Origin of the sequence: Humidisolicoccus flavus (assembly GCF_045689595.1) — a bacterium.
Classification (GTDB): domain Bacteria; phylum Actinomycetota; class Actinomycetes; order Actinomycetales; family Microbacteriaceae; genus Humidisolicoccus; species Humidisolicoccus flavus.
The window spans coordinates 1,235,618-1,252,238 of record NZ_CP142724.1 but is presented as its reverse complement, the minus strand read 5'-3'; the positions used below and the strand labels follow the sequence as shown (position 1 = coordinate 1,252,238).

Here is a 16,621-nt window from a genome sequence, read left to right as displayed (position 1 = left end):
TCTTGCGAATGACGCAGCCGCAGCAGAGCGAGCAGTCGGAGGAACTCCTCCGGCTGCTCGCTCTGCTCGTGCAGACCGAATCGACCTCGGGAACTCCAGGTGAGATCGCGGCGTTGCGCCTCGTGCACGACTGGATGGTCGAGGCCTGCGGCGAGCACGCTGATGTCAGTCTGCTGGCAGACGATGGTCAACCGAGATCCTTGCTGATCACCCCGCGGAACGGAACGCGAGCGCGGGAGACTGAGGCATCGATCACCGGTCACAGCCCGCACCGCAAACTCCTGCTCTTCAGCGGGCATGTCGACACCGTGCCCACCGGCGACGAAGATGCCTGGGAGGGCGAACCTCGCAGCGCCGAGATCCGTGATGGTCGCATGTTCGGGCGGGGGACCTCCGACATGAAATCGGGTCTCGCCGCATCGATGCTGGCGGTTGTGACACTGCTTCGAGAGTCGGCGCCCGTCGCCCTGCTCGTCAGCACGGGAGAAGAACTCGGGTGCCTCGGCGTGCAAACGGCCCTCGAAGCGGTGCGAGGGCTCGAGATCGGAGCGGTGATCGTTCCAGAATCGACCGAGAACGAAATCATGCTCGGGCACCGCGGCGCGCTCTGGGTGCGGGGTGTGGCGGACGGAGTCGCAGCACACGGCAGCACGCCAGAGCGCGGGGTCAACGCGATCGCTCGTGCAATGTCGGTGTTGGCGCGGCTGGAGGAGGCGCCGCTGCACTCGCACCCGGAGCTCGGGCGCGAGAGCGTCAACCTCGGGGTCATCCGCGGTGGGGAAGTGCCGAACATCGTGCCGGAACGGTGCGAATTCGAGGTCGATGTTCGCATGGTCGACGATGATGCCGCGCGGATCCTCGACTGGTGGCGTTCGCACGAAGCAATCGAGCGACTCGAGGTCACACTCGATCTGGCGCCCGTGTGGACGCCGGTCGATCACCCCTGGGTTGCCTCCCTGCAGCCGAGCGCAGCCGCCGGCCCGGTGAGCTACTTCACCGACGCTTCTCGACTCGTGCGTGTCCTGCCCGCAGGAACGCCCGTCGTGATCTGGGGTCCGGGAGACCCGAGCACGGTGCACGCACTGAACGAATCGGTCGATCTCACGCTCGTCGAGGATGCCCTGTCGCTCTACTTGAGCGCTGGGCGCGATTGGCGTGCACGATGCTCGCCGTGCTCGCCAGATTGCACGGTGTCCTGACGAGTCCTCGCAATTGATTGCAAGAGCGCCTCGACCTTCGCCACGGACTGCCTGGCGCGTTGCTCGGGTCGCATCAGCAGGTCAATGTGTCGTACCGAGCGGATTCCTGTGAGCTCTCGCAAGACGACACCGGATTCGGCCGAGGGTGTTGCGGTGAAGCGGGGGAGCAGGGTCACGCTCGAACTCTGCGCGACGATCGCCGTCGCCGTCGAGTAGTCGTTGATCCGGTGGGCAACCCGCATGGGCCGGCCCGCGGCGGCGGCGACCGAGTCGAGGAGGTCGGCGGGGGAGAATCCGTCGTGCGCCTCGATCCACGACTCGTCGGCGACATCCTGCGCTCGCAGCCGAGGCTTGCTCGCGAGCGGATGATCGGCGCGCATCGCGACATCCATTGGTTCGCGAAGCAGTGGCACGACAACAAGGCGCTCATGGGGCCAGGGTGCTGCGTGCGCCATTCGATGGGCGATCACGATGTCGTAGCGAGCGGTGAGGGCAGGAAAGGCATCCTGCGCGACATCCTCATCGCTGCACGCAACAGGAGGAGAATCGCCGCTGGCCGCTGCCCTGGCGAGTTCTGGAAAGAATGTGAGCGCGGCACTGTGGAACGCGGCGACCGAGACGGAGGTCGTCTCGTCCTGCAAATAGGAATCGACGGATGCCTCCGCTTCCGCGACGGCGATCGCCACACGGGCCGAAGCATCCACGAGTGCGAGCCCGGCGTCACTGACCCGCGTCGTTCGCCCGTCCTTCATTGTCAGCGGCGCCCGGAAGCCCTGCTGCAGCGATTGGATCACCTGCGAGACCGCCGAGGGGGTCACGCCAAGAGCCTCGGCGGTCGCCGTGATGCTGCCGTGGTCGGCGAGTTCACGGAGCACGCGCAATTGATACAAATCCATAAGGACAATCTAAAGCGTTTCTGTCAATACCTGCTCTGGTTCTTCTTCGTCGTTCTTCCTACGCTGAAGCGAGAACACCCTTCGCGCCGCACTGCCTCGGCCGAAGCACATGGCAGGAGCGCGAATGCGAGCACTCAGCAAAGTTGCACCCCGAGCAGGGCTCGAACTCATCGAAGCGCCCATGCCGACCATCGGTGAACGAGACGTGCTGATCCGAGTGCACCGAACAGGCATCTGCGGCACCGATCTCCACATCGAGTCCTGGGATGCCTGGGCGAGCGCCTCGGTGGAAGCACCGATCATCCCCGGTCACGAATTCGTCGGCGAAGTCATCGAACGCGGCACTCTGGTGAACGACATCCCCATCGGCGCTCTCGTTTCCGGAGAAGGCCACATCGTGTGCGGGACCTGCCGAAACTGCCGTGCAGGGCGAGCGCACATGTGCATTCGCACCTCCGGTCTCGGCGTCAACCGCAACGGTGCTTTCGCCGAGTACGTTGCACTTCCTGAGACGAACGTGTGGATTCACCACACCGAGATCGACAAGGACACTGCGGCTGTGTTCGACCCGCTCGGCAACGCCGTGCACACTGCCTTGAGTTTTCCTCTGATCGGTGAGGACGTGCTCATCACCGGCGCCGGCCCGATCGGACTCATGGCGATCGCCGTGGCCCGTCACGCCGGAGCGCGATTCATCGTGGCCACCGACGTGAGTCCGGAACGCCTGATGCTCGCCCGGCAGATGGGAGCGGACCTTGCGCTCGATGTGCGCAGCGAACGCATCGAATCCGCCCAAGCCACCCTCGGTATGCGTGAAGGATTCGACATCGGCCTCGAGATGTCAGGACATTCGAGCGCGCTCCCGGAAATGATCGACAACCTCACCCACGGCGGAAGAATCGCCATGCTCGGCCTCCCCGCCGCTCCGATCACGATCGACTGGAGCAAAGTGGTGACGCATATGCTCACGATCAAAGGCATCTACGGCCGTGAGATGTTCGAGACCTGGAACGCGATGAGTGCAATGTTGCAATCGAGCGAAACGCTTCGGACGGCAATCGATGCGGTCATCACCGCGCGGTATCCGGCAGCACAGTGGCAAGCAGGCTTCGACGAAGCCCGGGGCGCGCACGGCGGCAAAGTCGTGCTCGACTGGACCGCACCATGGAGTGAGTGAGAGGAACAACAATGTACGGAACCTTCCAGACGCACTTGCAGGAAACCCTCGCGGAGATCGAATCGCAGGGCCTTACAAAACGAGAGGGCGCGCTCACCTCACCACAGGGGGCGGAGATCGCGGCGAACGGCGCGAGCGTGCTCAACTTCTGCTCGAACAATTACCTCGGACTCGCAAACGACCCCCGAATCGTTGAGGCTGCGCGTGCGGGTCTCGACGAGTGGGGCTACGGATTCGCGAGCGTGCGGTTCATTTGCGGCACCGGTGAACTCCATGTCGCGCTCGAAGCGCAGATCAGCGCATTCTTGGGAACGGACGACACGATCCTGTTCCCCTCGTGCTTCGACGCGAACGGCGGAGTCTTCGAAGCCCTGTTCACGAAGGACGACGCGATCATCTCCGATCAGCTCAATCACGCCTCGATCATCGACGGTATTCGCCTCAGCAAAGCAGCCCGCTACCGCTACAAGAACCGCGACATGGCAGACCTCGAAGCGCAGCTGCAGGCGGCGGAATCAGCGCGGCACCGCGTGATCGTGACCGACGGCGTGTTCTCGATGGACGGCTACTACGCGCCGCTCGACGAGATCTGCGCGCTCGCCGAACGCTATGACGCCCTCGTCTTCGTCGATGACAGTCACGCGACCGGCTTCGTTGGCGAGCACGGCCGCGGGACCCCGGAGTTGTTCGGCGTCGAAGACAAGATCGACATCCGCACGGGCACCCTTGGCAAGGCGCTCGGTGGCGCCTCGGGCGGATACGTTGCGGCGCATTCCGAGATCGTCGACCTGCTCCGTCAGCGCGCTCGCCCCTACCTCTTCTCGAACACGGTGCCGCCGATGGTGGTGGCCGGCGCGATCAAGGCCTTCGAGCTCGTGGCCGCCGGTGGACAGCTCCGCGCAGATCTGCAGCGCAACGCCGATCTCTTCCGCAACGGCATGAGCGAAGCGGGCTTCGATCTGTTGCCGGGCTCGCACCCGATTGTGCCCGTCATGTTCGGAGACGCAGCGCTCGCCGCTCGAGTCGCGACGGCGATGCAAGCTCGTGGTGTGTTCGTGACGGCGTTCAGCTACCCGGTCGTGCCGATGGAGCAGGCGCGGATCCGGGTGCAATTGACCGCTGGTCACACTCCTGAACAGATCGAGCAAACTGTTGCTGCCTTTGTGGCTGCTCGCGAGGAGGCGTTGGCCGAAGCGCGATAGCGATCAAGCGAGCGCGCGGTGCGGAGCGCTCTTGGAAAGGGTGCTCGGGTGCGAACGATGCCCGCCGCTCGTTCAGGAGAAATCGAGCATCATGAGCACGCCGCCTGCGACGACGGCAAGCGCGCCGAGCCCCGCCGCAGCGAGCGTTAAGAAGCGCAGCATTTCGCTGAGTCCTGAGCGCGGCTTCACGCGCATGCGCTCGGGATTCCGCTCCTGGTAATAGATTTCGCGACGCTTCGCACCGGCGAACTGCGCAATGGCTTCGTTCTCTGCGCGAGCCGCCTGCGACTGGCCGTCGTACGAGGTCCAAGTGAAGTAGAGGGTGCCTTTTCGCTCGGTCAATTCGGCAGGTGCGGCGACCCAGCGGCCATCGATGGTTGCAGTGACCGCCCAGGCGAAGGCGCAGATCGCGGCGGGAATGAAACCGATCAGTGCCATGAGTTCGAGGATCACGCCGAGTGTTGCGCCTGTTCCAGCTGCGGCACTCACCGAACGATCCTCCTTCACACCCGAAGCGGGTTGCGCACGCAGATGCAGTGCGCTGGCAGTTGCTTGATTGCAGAATATCTGACGAGGCGCACGCTCAGTCGACGGCGGATCGCGCGAGTCCCGCACCATCGCCCGACGACGATCGCAGCGAGCGGATCGCCATGCCCGCGAGCACGGCCGCGGCCTCGCGCGTGGCTGCGGTGGAGCGCCCCGTCGTGCGAGCGCTGAACGGGGTGGAGTTCATGAGGCCGAAGGTGCCGAGAATCCTGATGTCGATTGCTGCCGGCGAGAGTCCTGGCTCCAGACGCTGCAAGATCTCGCTCCATGCTGCGACGTAGCGCTGCTGCAGTCTGCGCACGGTTCGGCGCGCGTTTTCCGGAAGTCGCTGCAGTTCGCGATCCTGCAGCCGGATGATGCTGCGCTCGGTGAGCGCGAAGTCGATGTGGAAGTCGACCAGTTGCCGGAGCGCGGTCTCGGGGCTGGGACTCGGTTCTTCAGCGAGGACGCGTTCGCAGCCGTCGAGCAGGCGCTCGCTCGCACCGACGAGGAGTTCGACGAGGATCGCCTCTTTGCTCTCGAAGTGGCGGTACAGCGCGGGGCCGCTGACGCCGACGGCTTCACCGAGGTCGTCGATCGAGACGCCACCGAATCCGTGCTCTGCAAAGAGATCGGCCGCGGCCTGCAGATACTTCGCGCGCCGGTTCGCTTTTTCAGTCGCGCGCCATGTTTGCCCCATAGAAGCATCGTAGACATTTCTCGACATTTCAGTAAGTGCTCGCTAACCTGATTGCAGCGAAGTCACTCAACGAAGCGAGACTTGCATGACCAGTGCAGCACCATCACCGGCGCCGACCGGCGTCTCTCCGAACGAACCGCGAGCAACGCACGAACGGCTGCTCGGGGAACTCCGGGCACGCCTTGCCAAGGCCGCGCTCGGAGGCAGTGAGAGCGCGCGCGAGCGGCATCAGTCGCGCGGCAAGATGCTCGCGCGCGATCGCATCGACGCGCTCCTCGACCCCGGCAGCCCGTTTCTCGAAGTCGCCCCGCTCGCGGCCGAGGACATGTACGACGGCGGATGCCCGGGTGCCGGTGCGGTCGCAGGAATCGGCCTCGTTCACGGCCGTCACGTGCTCGTGCTCGCCAATGACGCGACCGTCAAGGGCGGCGCCTACTTCCCGATGACTGTGAAGAAGCACTTGCGGGCACAGGAGATCGCTCGCGAGAACCGTCTGCCCTGCATCTACCTCGTCGATTCCGGTGGCGCGTTCCTGCCGATGCAGGAAGACGTCTTCCCTGACCGTGAGCACTTCGGACGAATCTTCTTCAACCAGGCTCGGATGTCGAGAGACGGAATCGCGCAGATCGCTGCGGTCCTCGGGTCCAGCACCGCCGGTGGCGCCTACATGCCCGCGATGAGCGACGAGACGATCATCGTGCGAAATCAGGGCACCATCTTCCTCGGCGGCCCGCCGCTCGTGAAGGCTGCGACCGGTGAAGAAGTCAGCGCCGAAGATCTCGGCGGAGGAGTGACGCACTCGCAGATCTCCGGCGTCACCGACCACCTTGCCGAAAACGATGCGCATGCCTTGCAACTCGTGCGCGACATCGTGGCCACGCTGCCATCGCCAGCCGCGCTTCCAGAACTCCCGGCCGAGGTCACGCCACCGGAGTTCGATCCCGAGACGATCTACGACGTCGTGCCGACCGACCTCCACGTGCCCTATGACGCTCGAGAGGTCATCTCACGCGTGATCGATGGCGACTCCTTTCACGAGTTCAAGCGCGAATACGGCGCCACGCTCATCACTGGCTTCGCCAGAATCCATGGGCATCGGGTCGGCATCATCGCAAACAATGGCGTGCTGTTCAGCGAGTCTGCGCTGAAGGGCGCGCACTTCATTCAGTTGTGCGATCAGCGCGGGATCCCGCTGGTCTTTCTGCAGAACATCACCGGGTTCATGGTCGGCCGTGAATACGAAGCGGGCGGCATCGCGAAGCACGGCGCGAAAATGGTGAACGCGGTGGCGTGCGCACGAGTGCCGAAGCTGACGGTCGTCGTCGGTGGCTCCTTCGGCGCGGGCAACTACTCGATGTGCGGGCGTTCCTACAGCCCCCGGTTCCTCTGGATGTGGCCGGCCAGCCGAATCTCCGTCATGGGCGGACCCCAGGCAGCGAGTGTGCTCTCCACCATTCGCCGCGACCAGATCGAGGGCAAGGGCGAATACTGGTCGAGCGAGGCCGAGCAGGAATTCCAAGCGCCGATCCGCGAGCAGTACGAGCAGCAGGGCAATCCGTACTACGCGACCGCGCGCCTCTGGGACGACGGCATCATCGAGCCCGCCGATACGCGAGACATGCTCGGAATGGCGCTCGATGTGTGCCTGCGAGCTCCGATGGACGACGCCGGCTACGGCATTTTCAGGATGTGATCGGCGATGTTTCAGACTGTTCTCATTGCAAACCGTGGCGAGATCGCGTGCCGCGTGATCGCAACCCTCCACAAGCTCGGTATCCGAGCCGTCGCGATCTTCAGCGAGGCCGACTCCGAAGCGAAGCACGTGCAACTGGCGGATGCCGCGGTGTGCGTGGGCCCCGCGAGCGCGAGCGAAAGCTACCTGAATATCGCCAACATCATCGCCGCGGCCAAGCAAACCGGTGCCGAAGCGGTTCATCCCGGCTACGGGTTCCTGGCTGAAAGTGCCGCGTTCGCGCAAGCGTGCGAAGACGCGGGCATCGTCTTTCTCGGGCCGAGCAGCACTGCGATCGATGTCATGGGCGACAAGATTCGCGCAAAGCGACAGGTCGAGTCTCGCCAAGTGCCCACGGTGCCGGGCGCCGCAGAAACAGATCGAACGGCCGAGGAATTCGTCGAGGACGCGCTCGCGGTCGGCTTTCCGCTGCTCATCAAACCGTCCGCCGGTGGTGGGGGAAAGGCATGCACGTCGTCCGCACGAGGGAGGAACTGCTCGCGAAGATTCCGCAGGCGAAGCGAGAAGCGCTCGCCTCGTTCGGCAACGACGAGCTGCTCGTGGAACGCTACGTCGAGAACCCGCGGCACATCGAGGTGCAGGTGATCGCGGATTCGCATGGCGCGGTCGTCCACCTGGGGGAGCGCGAGTGCTCCTTGCAGCGTCGTCACCAGAAAGTCATCGAAGAGGCCCCCTCGCCACTGCTGACTGCCGAGACGAGAGCACGAATCGGAGAAGCCGCCTGCGAGACCGCACGGAGCGTCGGGTATCGGGGCGCGGGGACGGTCGAATTCATCGTCGGCGCGGATAACCCGGACGAGTTCTTCTTCATCGAGATGAACACGCGGCTGCAGGTCGAGCATCCGGTGACTGAGATGGTGACGGGCATCGATCTGGTCGAATGGCAAGTACGTGTCGGTGCGGGGGAGGCGCTCGGGTTCGCGCAGTCCGACATCGTCTTGCGCGGTCACGCGATCGAGGCGCGCGTCTATGCCGAAGATGTTCCGGCCGGCTTCTTGCCCAGCGGAGGCCGGGTGCTCGAACTCCATGAAGCCAGTGGCGAGGGCATCCGAGTCGATTCCGCGCTCATCGAAGGACAGCGGGTCTCGAGCGATTACGATCCGATGCTCGCAAAAGTCATTGCCTGGTCGAGTGATCGAGCCGGTGCGCTCGCGACCGCGCAGCAAGCGCTCTCGCAAACCAGCGTCTTCGGGGTCACGACGAACATCGAATTCTTGAGTCGCCTGCTCGATCACCCTGCGGTGCAGCGCGGCGAACTCGATACCGGGCTCATCGAGCGGGAACTCGACCTGCTCGTGCCCCCGGAAGCATCCGACGAAGCACTGATCGCGGCCGCACTCGAACTGCGTGCGAGGAGCAGCCGGGCGATTGCGAAGTTGGCAACCGTCAGCGGTCCGTGGCGTTCGCTCAGCGGATTCCGGATCGGGCAGCAGGCACCCGCAGTCTTCGTCTTCGAGGTCGACGGTGCCGCCGATGGTGCTTCGCCAGCAACTCGTCAGCGACGACTTGCAGTGTGGGACGCCAACCGCGGTCGCGTGCCGGGAGCGAGCGGCCACAGCACCGAGTCGTTCCGCGTCCGAATCGATGACGGCGACGACCAAGAGATCACTGTATTCCGTGACGAGAATCTGCCGGGTCGGGTCACGATCCGGGTCAATGATTCCGTTGCATCGTGGCGAGTTCGAGCGGATGACAAGGGTGTGTGGGTCCAACGCGGCACGCAGGTGGCACGCCTGGATCTCGCACGGCGCGACGTCGGTGCACTCGCGGGGAGCGATGCGGTTCCGGAGCTTCGTTCGCCCATGCCAGGGACCGTGGTGCAGCTCGCGGTTGCCGATGGTGATCATGTCGAGGCGGGTGACACGATCGTGGTCGTCGAGGCGATGAAGATGGAGCATGTGCTTGCGGCTCATGCGGCAGGGCTCGTGCGTCTCCACGCGACGCTCGGAGCGAGTGTTGAACGGCATGCGGTGCTGGCCACGCTGGAACTCGACAGCGATCCCAAGGACAGCGATTCCAAGGACATCGACCAGCAGGACAGCGCCGAAAGCGGCAGCAACGACAGCAAGAATGACACAGCAGAGCAGGGGCAGCAATGACTCGAATGATCACGCAGCGCGGACTCTATTTCGAAGAGATCGAGGAGGGCGTCGTCTACGAACACGCGCCACGGCGAACCGTTACCGAGGCTGACAACGTCTTGTTCACAACCCTCACCATGAATACGCAGAGCCTGCATCTCGACGAGGCGTGGGCCGCGCAGACCGAATTCGGCGGGCGACTGGTGAACAGCATGTTCACACTCTCGACGATGGTCGGGCTCTCGGTTTCGCAACTGACGCAGGGCACGATTGTGGCGAATCTCGGGTTCAGCGAGATCTCCTTTCCGGCCCCCGTTCGTCATGGTGACACGATCGCTGCACAAACCTTGATCCGCTCGAAACGACGCTCGAAGTCGCGCCCGGGGCAGGGCCTCGTGGAGTTCCAGCACACCGCGATCAACCAGGATGGAGTGGTCGTCGCGGTCGCCGTTCGAACCGCGCTCATGCACTGCCTGCCGCAAGGAGACTCATGACCACGCCAGTCACGCTCGGACCATCGCTCCTGTTCTGCCCTGCCGATCGTCCGGAACGGTTCGAGAAAGCGGCGCGCGCAGCAGACGGAGTGATCCTCGATCTTGAAGACGCAGTCGCGCCCGACAAGAAGGCGGCGGCCCGCGACGCCGTGATCGCCTCGACGCTCGATCCGGCAACCACGATCGTGCGGATCAACCCGATCGGCTCTGCCGACTTCGCACTCGACCTCGCCGCGCTCGCGGCTTCGAACTTCTCGATCGTCATGGTCGCGAAGTGCGAAGACCCCGAATCGCTCGATGCGCTCAGCGAATACTCCGTCCTCGCACTCTGCGAGACCGCGAAGGGCATCGTGGCAGCTGAACGAATCGCAGCGCACCCGTCGGTCATCGGGCTCATGTGGGGCGCGGAAGATCTCGTCGCGAGCCTCGGGGGCACCTCGAGCCGTCGCGCAGATGGCGAATACCGCGACGTCGCCCGGGTCGCGCGAGCACGCGTGCTGCTCGCAGCCGGAGCCGCAGGAAAACTCGCGATCGACGCGGTGCATCTCGACATTCCAGACACCGCGGGGCTTGAACGTGAAGCGCGCGATGCGGTCGCGAGCGGATTCGCTGCGACCGCGTGTATCCACCCGACGCAGGCGGCAGGAATCCGCGCCGCGTACGCCCCGAACCGCGAGGAGGTCGCTCGCGCGCGGGCGATCCTGCAGGCGGCGAGTACGAACCCGGGCGTCTTCGCATTCGAAGGCCAGATGATCGACGAGCCGGTCTTGCGCCATGCTCGTTCACTCGTTGCGCGCGAGTCCGCGGCATCTGCGCACGCCCCGGCATCTGGAAGCGCAGCAGCGCCGAGCGACTGAGCGCATCGAAGCGACTGAGCGCATCGAAGCGATCGAGCGAATCGAAGCGATCCAGTCAATCGAAGCGACTGAGCGCATCGAAGCGCATCGCCTCGCGCGGCACACCGGGTTCGACTTCGCCCGAGCGCAAGTCGCAGCGCTACCCTTGACGATGTTGCCCAGCGGGCAGTGATCGTAACTTCAGTGAAGGAACAGCAATGGCACGCAATGAACCAGCCTCGGCATCGAGCAATGCCGAAGCGTGGGATGCGGATGTGCTCGCGGCACAACCGAACGCGCACTACATGCAGTCGATTGCCTGGGCAAAAACTCGTGTGGGTTCTGCCTGGAAGGCGCACCGTGTTCGCATCAAGACGGCGACGAACGAGTTGCCCGTGCAGATCTTCGAACGCACTGCACCGCTGATCGGATCGATCGCGTTCCTGCCACGGGTTACTGGAATCACCGTCGAGAACGTGCCGGCGATCACCGAACACTTCAAGAAGTACCCGAAGCGATTCTTCGGTGCGAAAGTCGAGACCTTCCAGCCGTACGACGAGGCGCTCGTCGCCGCGTTCGAATCAGCCGGATGGGTGCAGGCCGCGAGCAGCCAGTACCAGCACGCGGTCATGGTCGATCTGCACGGCACGCTCGAAGAGGTCGCTGCACGGTTCAAGAAGCGCGCACGCAACAGCTACCGGGTGGCGGAGCGCAACGGCGTCACGGTCGAAAAAGTCCCGATGAACGCCGAGAACATTGCGACGATGCATCGTCTCATCGACGAGGTCAAGGTGCGCTCCGGCGGCTACTTCCGACACCACGAATACTTCGAGAAGATCTGGAACGTCTACGAGTCGATCGGTCAGGGCCACTTCTACTTCGCCATGTACGAAGGTGAAGTGCAGTCGAGCGCCTTCGTGATCCGTTTCGGTGACATCGCCTGGTACAAAGACGCAGGCAGCCAGCGCGAGAACAACAAGATCTTCGCCCCCTACGAAATGCAGTGGGCGATCATGCAAGATCTGCACGCGGCCGGGGTCACGCAGTACGAACTCGCGAACATCCCCGACCCGGAGGAGTGGGAGACCAGCAACATCCGCGGTCTCTACACGTTCAAGACCGCGTGGGCCCGCGAACCGGTGAAGTACATGCCGACGTTCGAGTTCCCGATCTCGAAATCGCGGTTCACGATCTGGCAGAAGTTCGGCCGCTACTTGCGCGCCGTCTACACCCGTCGCACCGGGGATGCCTGGTATTGATCCGAATCGGTGGTTTCTTGCGGGATCCATCGACGAAACTCCGCGGACTGCCGCGGAAAAACAACGCTCGCTCAGTACCCTGACAGAAGCGTGTCTATTCTGATGCGCGCGGAATCCGTGAACATCGTGGGCGAGGCAGCATGAGCGACGAGCGAGCAGGGGAAAACAGCTCTGACAACACTGTTCCGATTGAAGCGACCGCGTGGAGTTTGAGCGACGAGCTCGAGCAGAGCGGCAATGATGCTTCGAACGAGAGCACCGCCGCGCCGCGCAAAAAAGGTTTCAAGTTCGCTTCGCGGAACGCGGCAAAGCACAGTGCACGTGACGCCGCAGATGACGCCGGATTCAACGCCGATGCTGACTCTGTTGCAGACGCGGACCCCGCAACCGAGGCGGACCCCACACCCGGTTCTCGTGCAGAGCGTGCGCCGTCGAGAGACGAAACGGCCGCAGCACTGTTGGCTGAAGAAGCCGTGTCCGAGGCCTCGAGCACTCGGAAATCAATGTTCGGAGAGGCACCCGTGCACAATTCTCGCGAGCACACCTGGAACGCCTGGCGCGACGAACTCGCCCGAATCGGCGGCCGTTCCTCGCTCATCGACTTCATCGACATCCCGGCGACCCGGATCGAACTCTCCTCGACGCACCCCGGCGGGCTCGCGCAGTTCATCACCGGGCGCCCGACCCTGCTCTCGAGCCTGATTCGCGACGACCTTGCGCTGCGTTCCGCTCGCGGTGCGGCGTCGGCGATCCTGTCGAAGGGCATCGAGCTCGCTGCCGCGCGTGGCGTCGACTCGGTCTACCTCGGCATCGGCCTCGCAACCTGGCCACGCGGAGACCGCGAGGCGAGCGCGCCACTGCTGTTGCGTCCGCTCGTCATCCGACGTCGTGGTCGCGACTTCGAGCTGCAACTGAAGGGCCGCCCGGTCGTCAACCCGCGTCTGAAGGCAGTGCTCGAAGCCGAGAACAACGTCACGCTCGACGGCCCGACGTTGAGCGCCCTCGGAGACGCCGAAGGCACCTTCTCGCCGAACCCCGTGCTCGATGCAGTTCGCCTGCAGACCGCTCACATTCCCGGGTTCCGGGTCCACCCGAGGCTCGTGGCCTCCACCTTCGCCGACGTCGGCATTCCGATGGCGGAGGACCTGCGGGCGAAGCCGCACGTCGTGCTCGATGCGGTCAGCGGCGACCCGGACGCGATCCGTGCGTTGAAGAACTCGCGCCGTGCCGCTGACGAGACCGCATCGGACGAGCGTTCACCCGAAACCGACCTCCTGGTGCTCGACGCAGACGCCGAACAGTCGTCGGTGCTCTCGCAGATCGTCGCGGGCAACTCGCTCGTGGTCGAATCCGTGCCGGGGGCCGGGACGACGCAAACCATCGTGAACGCGATCGGCGCACTCGTCGGCGATGACCGTCGCGTACTCGTCGTCAGCCCACGTCGCGCCACCATCGCGGACATCGTCGAGCGTTCGAAACAGCTCGGCCTCCAGGGTCTTGCCGTGCAGCCGGCGACGCTCCGCCAGGACATCATCGCCTCGATCGGCCGCCATGAGCGTGCCACGAAGCCCCAGACGAGCGAGGTCGACGATGCACTCGTTCGGCTGCGCAAGGTGCTGCTCGACTACCGGGGCGCGCTCCACCGCGTGCACCCGAAGTTCGGTGTCACAGTCATCGACTGCCTTCGTGAACTCTCGCGCCTGACGAGCCTGCCGACGCCTCCCGCGACGGACGTCCGCTTGAACGAGAGCGCCGTGATCGCGCTCGCAAACGACCGGCCGAGAATCGCCTCCACCATGGTGAAGGCCGCCGAACTCGGCCAGTTCAAGTACGGGCCGGACGACACTCCCTGGTATGGCGCGAACTTCGAGACCGCGACCGAAGCCGATGCTGCTTTCGATGCCGCACAGCGACTGAGCGGTGGCGAACTCGACGCGCTCATCACGCAAGCGCGTGCCGTGCTCGACAGCACGAAGCTTCGCCCCTTCAGCACGATTCGTGAACTCGGCAAGCAGCTGGAACTGCTCCGCGGGATCCGCGCGAGCCTCGACATCTTCGTCCCCGACGTGTTCGACCGACCACTCACGGAACTCATCACCGCAACCGGCCCACGGCGCGATGCGAAGTCGATGACCATGATGCAGCGACGTCGTCTGCGCAAGCACGCGCTCGATTTCGTTCGCCCGGGTGGGCAGACGCCCGACCTCGGGGAGTCGCTGCGCGAAGTGCAGCAACTGCGCGAGCAGTGGCGCCAGTACACGCCAGACGGCGCGGTGCCCTCGATCCCTGTCGGCCTTGCACCTCTGCATCGAGATTTCGAACTCGCGAAGACCGACCTCGGGCATATCGACCGCGCGCTCGGGTTCACCGGTGCTGAGCAGTCGGATCGCCTGCCCCTCGATGTGCTGGAGACACGACTTGCGGGTCTTGCTGCGCCTTCAGATGCGCTCACGCACATTCAGGAGCGCGCTGCGCTCATGAAGTCGCTCGCTGAGATCAACATCGACCCGCTGATCGCCGACCTCGGCAAGCGCCATGTCCCAGGGGAACAGGTCGAGAACGAACTCGAACTCGCCTGGTGGCAGTCGACGCTCGAAGCAATGCTGCAGAGCGAACGCGCACTCCTTCGAGGTAATACCGGAGTGCTCGAGCGCCTCGAGGCCGATCTCGCGCTCGTCGATGAGACGCACGCTTCTGCTTCGAGCGAGCGCCTCGCGTGGCAGATGGCCGAGAACTGGAAACTCGGACTCGTCGACTTCCCAGAAGAAGCCGCGGCGTTGCGCACCCTCCTCAAGTCCGGGGCGATCGACTCTGCGTCGTTGCAGAAGGCCGCGCCGCACCTGGCGAAGACCGTTGCGACCGTGTGGGCCTGCTCGCCCTATGAGGTGCACCGCATCGACAAGGCCGTTCGCTTCGACACGGTCATCGTCGTGGATGCTGGCGCGATCACGCTCGCGGAGGCCGCCGGTGCGATCTCGCGCGCGGAGCAGGTCGTCGCGTTCGGAGACTCTGTCACGCAGACGCCGTCACCATTCGAGGTCGGAATCGCCTCGCTCGGCATCCGTCCGAGCTCGCAACTGATCGCGCACGACGAACTGCACGGGGAATCCGCGCTGCTCCGACTCGGCAGCGTGCTGCCTGCGATGAGTTTGACGCAGTCGTTCCGCACCGGTGGCCAAGACCTCGTCGACGCTGTGAACCGTCGCTTCTACGGTGGCAAGATCGATGCGCTCCCGTGGGCTGGTTCCTACCTCGGCCATTCCTCACTGACGGTGAGCCCGGTCGCAGATGCCTGGGGCATGCCGAAGCAGGGCTCCGCCGTCATCGAAAGCCCCGAGGCTGAAGTCGAGCGCGTGATCGAGCTCATCACGACGCACGCGAAGACACGGCCGCACGAGTCGCTCATGGTCGTCACCGGCAACGAGCGCCACGAGGTCCGCGTGCAGCAGGCCGTCGTCCAGGCGCTCGGCCAGAACCAGTCACTCACCGATTTCGTGCTCGCGGAGCGCGACGAGCCGTTCGTCGTCGCGGACCTCGCGCACGGGAACGCGCTCAGCCGCGACCGCGTGATCTTCTCTGTCGGATTCGGCCACTCGAAGCACAGCCGCAACATCGACTTCGGCGCCTTCGGTGAGCCCGGTGGCGAGCGGATGCTCGCAATCGCGATGACCCGTGCGCGCAAGGCGATGACGATCGTCACTGCGTTCGAAGCGAGCGAACTCGACCCCGAACGGCTCGAACACGGAGCAGCAGCGCTGCGGGAGATCATCCTCGACGCTGAACGCGGTCGCCCTCGTGGTGGCGGCGAGCTCGTGGGTGATCCGCTCATGGTCGACCTCGCACGCCGACTGCGCCGTCGCGGTCTTCGCGCTGACGTCGATCACCTCGGTCGACTTCCGCTCGTCGTCGCGAACGGCGGAGTCTGCGCCGCGATCGAGTTCGATCACGAAGGGGAGACCTTGAGTCTTCGCGAGAGTTTGCGACTGCGCCCGGAGGTGCTTCGTCGACTCGGCTGGCACACGATGCGTGTCCATGCCTTTGCGCTGTTCACCGACCCCGAGTCCGTCGCCGACCGTATCGCAGCGCTCGTCGGATTGGACGCAGCGGAGTCAGCATGACCGCGGGCGAGCACGCTCACGATGGAACCGCGGATGCTCGGCACGAGACTGAAACTTCGAACGACGCGGATGCGCAGCGCAGTGCGGATGCTCGGCGCAGTGCGGACGCCCAGCGCAGTGCAGATGCCTTGATCGGTGCCGAATCCGAGCCGCTTCGCGTGCAACGACGAGGGCGACGTGTCTTCACCGGAGACGTCCTGGCGGGCAACGAGCCAAAGCAAGACGCTGTCTTCGATGAACGCGAAAACGACGCGCGGCTGAACGAAGATACGCCGCCCCACTGGGGCAAGCACAGTTCGTAGCCGCGCGCCGTTTCGTGCGCGCTCGGTCCGGAGCCTGTCCGGTCTGAGCCTGTCCGGTCGGCGACCGCTCGGTCTCGGG

Annotated in this window: 12 protein-coding genes and 1 pseudogene; 10 read left to right on the top strand and 3 right to left on the bottom strand. The window is 64.6% G+C overall.

From position 1 onward, the window contains the following. The first annotated feature begins 8 nt into the window (after positions 1–8). Positions 9–1,199, top strand: a complete 1,191-nt coding sequence (locus U2H20_RS05940; protein WP_430591372.1) for a M20/M25/M40 family metallo-hydrolase — start codon at positions 9–11, stop codon at positions 1,197–1,199. On the opposite strand, the gene U2H20_RS05935 is transcribed toward U2H20_RS05940, so the two are convergent. Then, positions 1,130–2,095: a LysR family transcriptional regulator gene (locus tag U2H20_RS05935; RefSeq protein ID WP_430591371.1), complete on the bottom strand. Its 966-nt coding sequence runs from the start codon at positions 2,093–2,095 to the stop codon at positions 1,130–1,132. The genes U2H20_RS05940 and U2H20_RS05935 overlap by 70 nt on opposite strands. 124 nt (positions 2,096–2,219) lie before the next feature. On the opposite strand from U2H20_RS05935, the gene tdh reads away from it, so the two are divergent. Beyond that, positions 2,220–3,272, top strand: coding sequence for an L-threonine 3-dehydrogenase (gene tdh, locus U2H20_RS05930; RefSeq protein WP_430591370.1), 1,053 nt, complete (start codon positions 2,220–2,222; stop codon positions 3,270–3,272). An 11-nt stretch (positions 3,273–3,283) separates the two neighbouring features. After that, positions 3,284–4,474 carry a glycine C-acetyltransferase gene (locus U2H20_RS05925; RefSeq protein WP_430591369.1) on the top strand — a complete coding sequence of 397 codons (1,191 nt, stop codon included), beginning with the start codon at positions 3,284–3,286 and terminating at the stop codon, positions 4,472–4,474. A gap of 72 nt (positions 4,475–4,546) precedes the next feature. Here U2H20_RS05925 and U2H20_RS05920 read toward each other — a convergent pair whose 3' ends face one another. Both U2H20_RS05920 and U2H20_RS05915 read right to left on the bottom strand, forming a co-directional pair. Then, positions 4,547–4,963, bottom strand: coding sequence for a hypothetical protein (locus tag U2H20_RS05920; protein WP_430591368.1), 417 nt, complete (start codon positions 4,961–4,963; stop codon positions 4,547–4,549). A gap of 94 nt (positions 4,964–5,057) precedes the next feature. Further along, complete coding sequence (locus U2H20_RS05915) at positions 5,058–5,699, bottom strand: TetR/AcrR family transcriptional regulator (RefSeq protein ID WP_430591367.1); 642 nt, start codon at positions 5,697–5,699, stop codon at positions 5,058–5,060. Between the two features lie 85 nt (positions 5,700–5,784). On the opposite strand from U2H20_RS05915, the gene U2H20_RS05910 reads away from it, so the two are divergent. From U2H20_RS05910 to U2H20_RS05880, 7 genes and pseudogenes are all read left to right on the top strand, one after another. Then, positions 5,785–7,392 carry a carboxyl transferase domain-containing protein gene (locus U2H20_RS05910; protein WP_430591366.1) on the top strand — a complete coding sequence of 536 codons (1,608 nt, stop codon included), beginning with the start codon at positions 5,785–5,787 and terminating at the stop codon, positions 7,390–7,392. A 6-nt stretch (positions 7,393–7,398) separates the two neighbouring features. Next, positions 7,399–9,551, top strand: a pseudogene (locus U2H20_RS05905) (acetyl/propionyl/methylcrotonyl-CoA carboxylase subunit alpha). Next, complete coding sequence (locus U2H20_RS05900; protein WP_430591365.1) at positions 9,548–10,027, top strand: MaoC family dehydratase; 480 nt, start codon at positions 9,548–9,550, stop codon at positions 10,025–10,027. Before U2H20_RS05905 ends, U2H20_RS05900 begins: the two are co-directional and overlap by 4 nt. Continuing rightward, positions 10,024–10,884 (top strand): HpcH/HpaI aldolase/citrate lyase family protein, encoded by an 861-nt coding sequence (locus tag U2H20_RS05895; RefSeq protein ID WP_430591364.1) that lies wholly within the window; start codon positions 10,024–10,026, stop codon positions 10,882–10,884. Before U2H20_RS05900 ends, U2H20_RS05895 begins: the two co-directional genes overlap by 4 nt. A 197-nt stretch (positions 10,885–11,081) precedes the next feature. Next, entirely contained in the window at positions 11,082–12,122 is a 1,041-nt protein-coding gene (locus U2H20_RS05890) for a lipid II:glycine glycyltransferase FemX (protein WP_430591363.1), read from the top strand. 140 nt (positions 12,123–12,262) lie between these two features. Next, a complete protein-coding gene (locus U2H20_RS05885; protein WP_430591362.1) occupies positions 12,263–16,240 on the top strand; it encodes an AAA family ATPase in 3,978 nt (1,325 codons plus the stop codon). Continuing rightward, a complete protein-coding gene (locus U2H20_RS05880) occupies positions 16,237–16,542 on the top strand; it encodes a hypothetical protein (protein WP_430591361.1) in 306 nt (101 codons plus the stop codon). The genes U2H20_RS05885 and U2H20_RS05880 overlap by 4 nt, the downstream gene beginning before the upstream one ends. Positions 16,543–16,621 lie beyond the last annotated feature (79 nt).

Coding starts and splice junctions, on each gene's coding strand:
- U2H20_RS05940 (WP_430591372.1), top strand. CDS start 9: ATGACGCAGCCGCAGCAGAGCGAGCAGTCGGAGGAACTCCTCCGGCTG.
- U2H20_RS05935 (WP_430591371.1), bottom strand. CDS start 2,095: ATGGATTTGTATCAATTGCGCGTGCTCCGTGAACTCGCCGACCACGGC.
- tdh (WP_430591370.1), top strand. CDS start 2,220: ATGCGAGCACTCAGCAAAGTTGCACCCCGAGCAGGGCTCGAACTCATC.
- U2H20_RS05925 (WP_430591369.1), top strand. CDS start 3,284: ATGTACGGAACCTTCCAGACGCACTTGCAGGAAACCCTCGCGGAGATC.
- U2H20_RS05915 (WP_430591367.1), bottom strand. CDS start 5,699: ATGGGGCAAACATGGCGCGCGACTGAAAAAGCGAACCGGCGCGCGAAG.
- U2H20_RS05910 (WP_430591366.1), top strand. CDS start 5,785: ATGACCAGTGCAGCACCATCACCGGCGCCGACCGGCGTCTCTCCGAAC.
- U2H20_RS05900 (WP_430591365.1), top strand. CDS start 9,548: ATGACTCGAATGATCACGCAGCGCGGACTCTATTTCGAAGAGATCGAG.
- U2H20_RS05895 (WP_430591364.1), top strand. CDS start 10,024: ATGACCACGCCAGTCACGCTCGGACCATCGCTCCTGTTCTGCCCTGCC.
- U2H20_RS05890 (WP_430591363.1), top strand. CDS start 11,082: ATGGCACGCAATGAACCAGCCTCGGCATCGAGCAATGCCGAAGCGTGG.
- U2H20_RS05885 (WP_430591362.1), top strand. CDS start 12,263: ATGAGCGACGAGCGAGCAGGGGAAAACAGCTCTGACAACACTGTTCCG.
- U2H20_RS05880 (WP_430591361.1), top strand. CDS start 16,237: ATGACCGCGGGCGAGCACGCTCACGATGGAACCGCGGATGCTCGGCAC.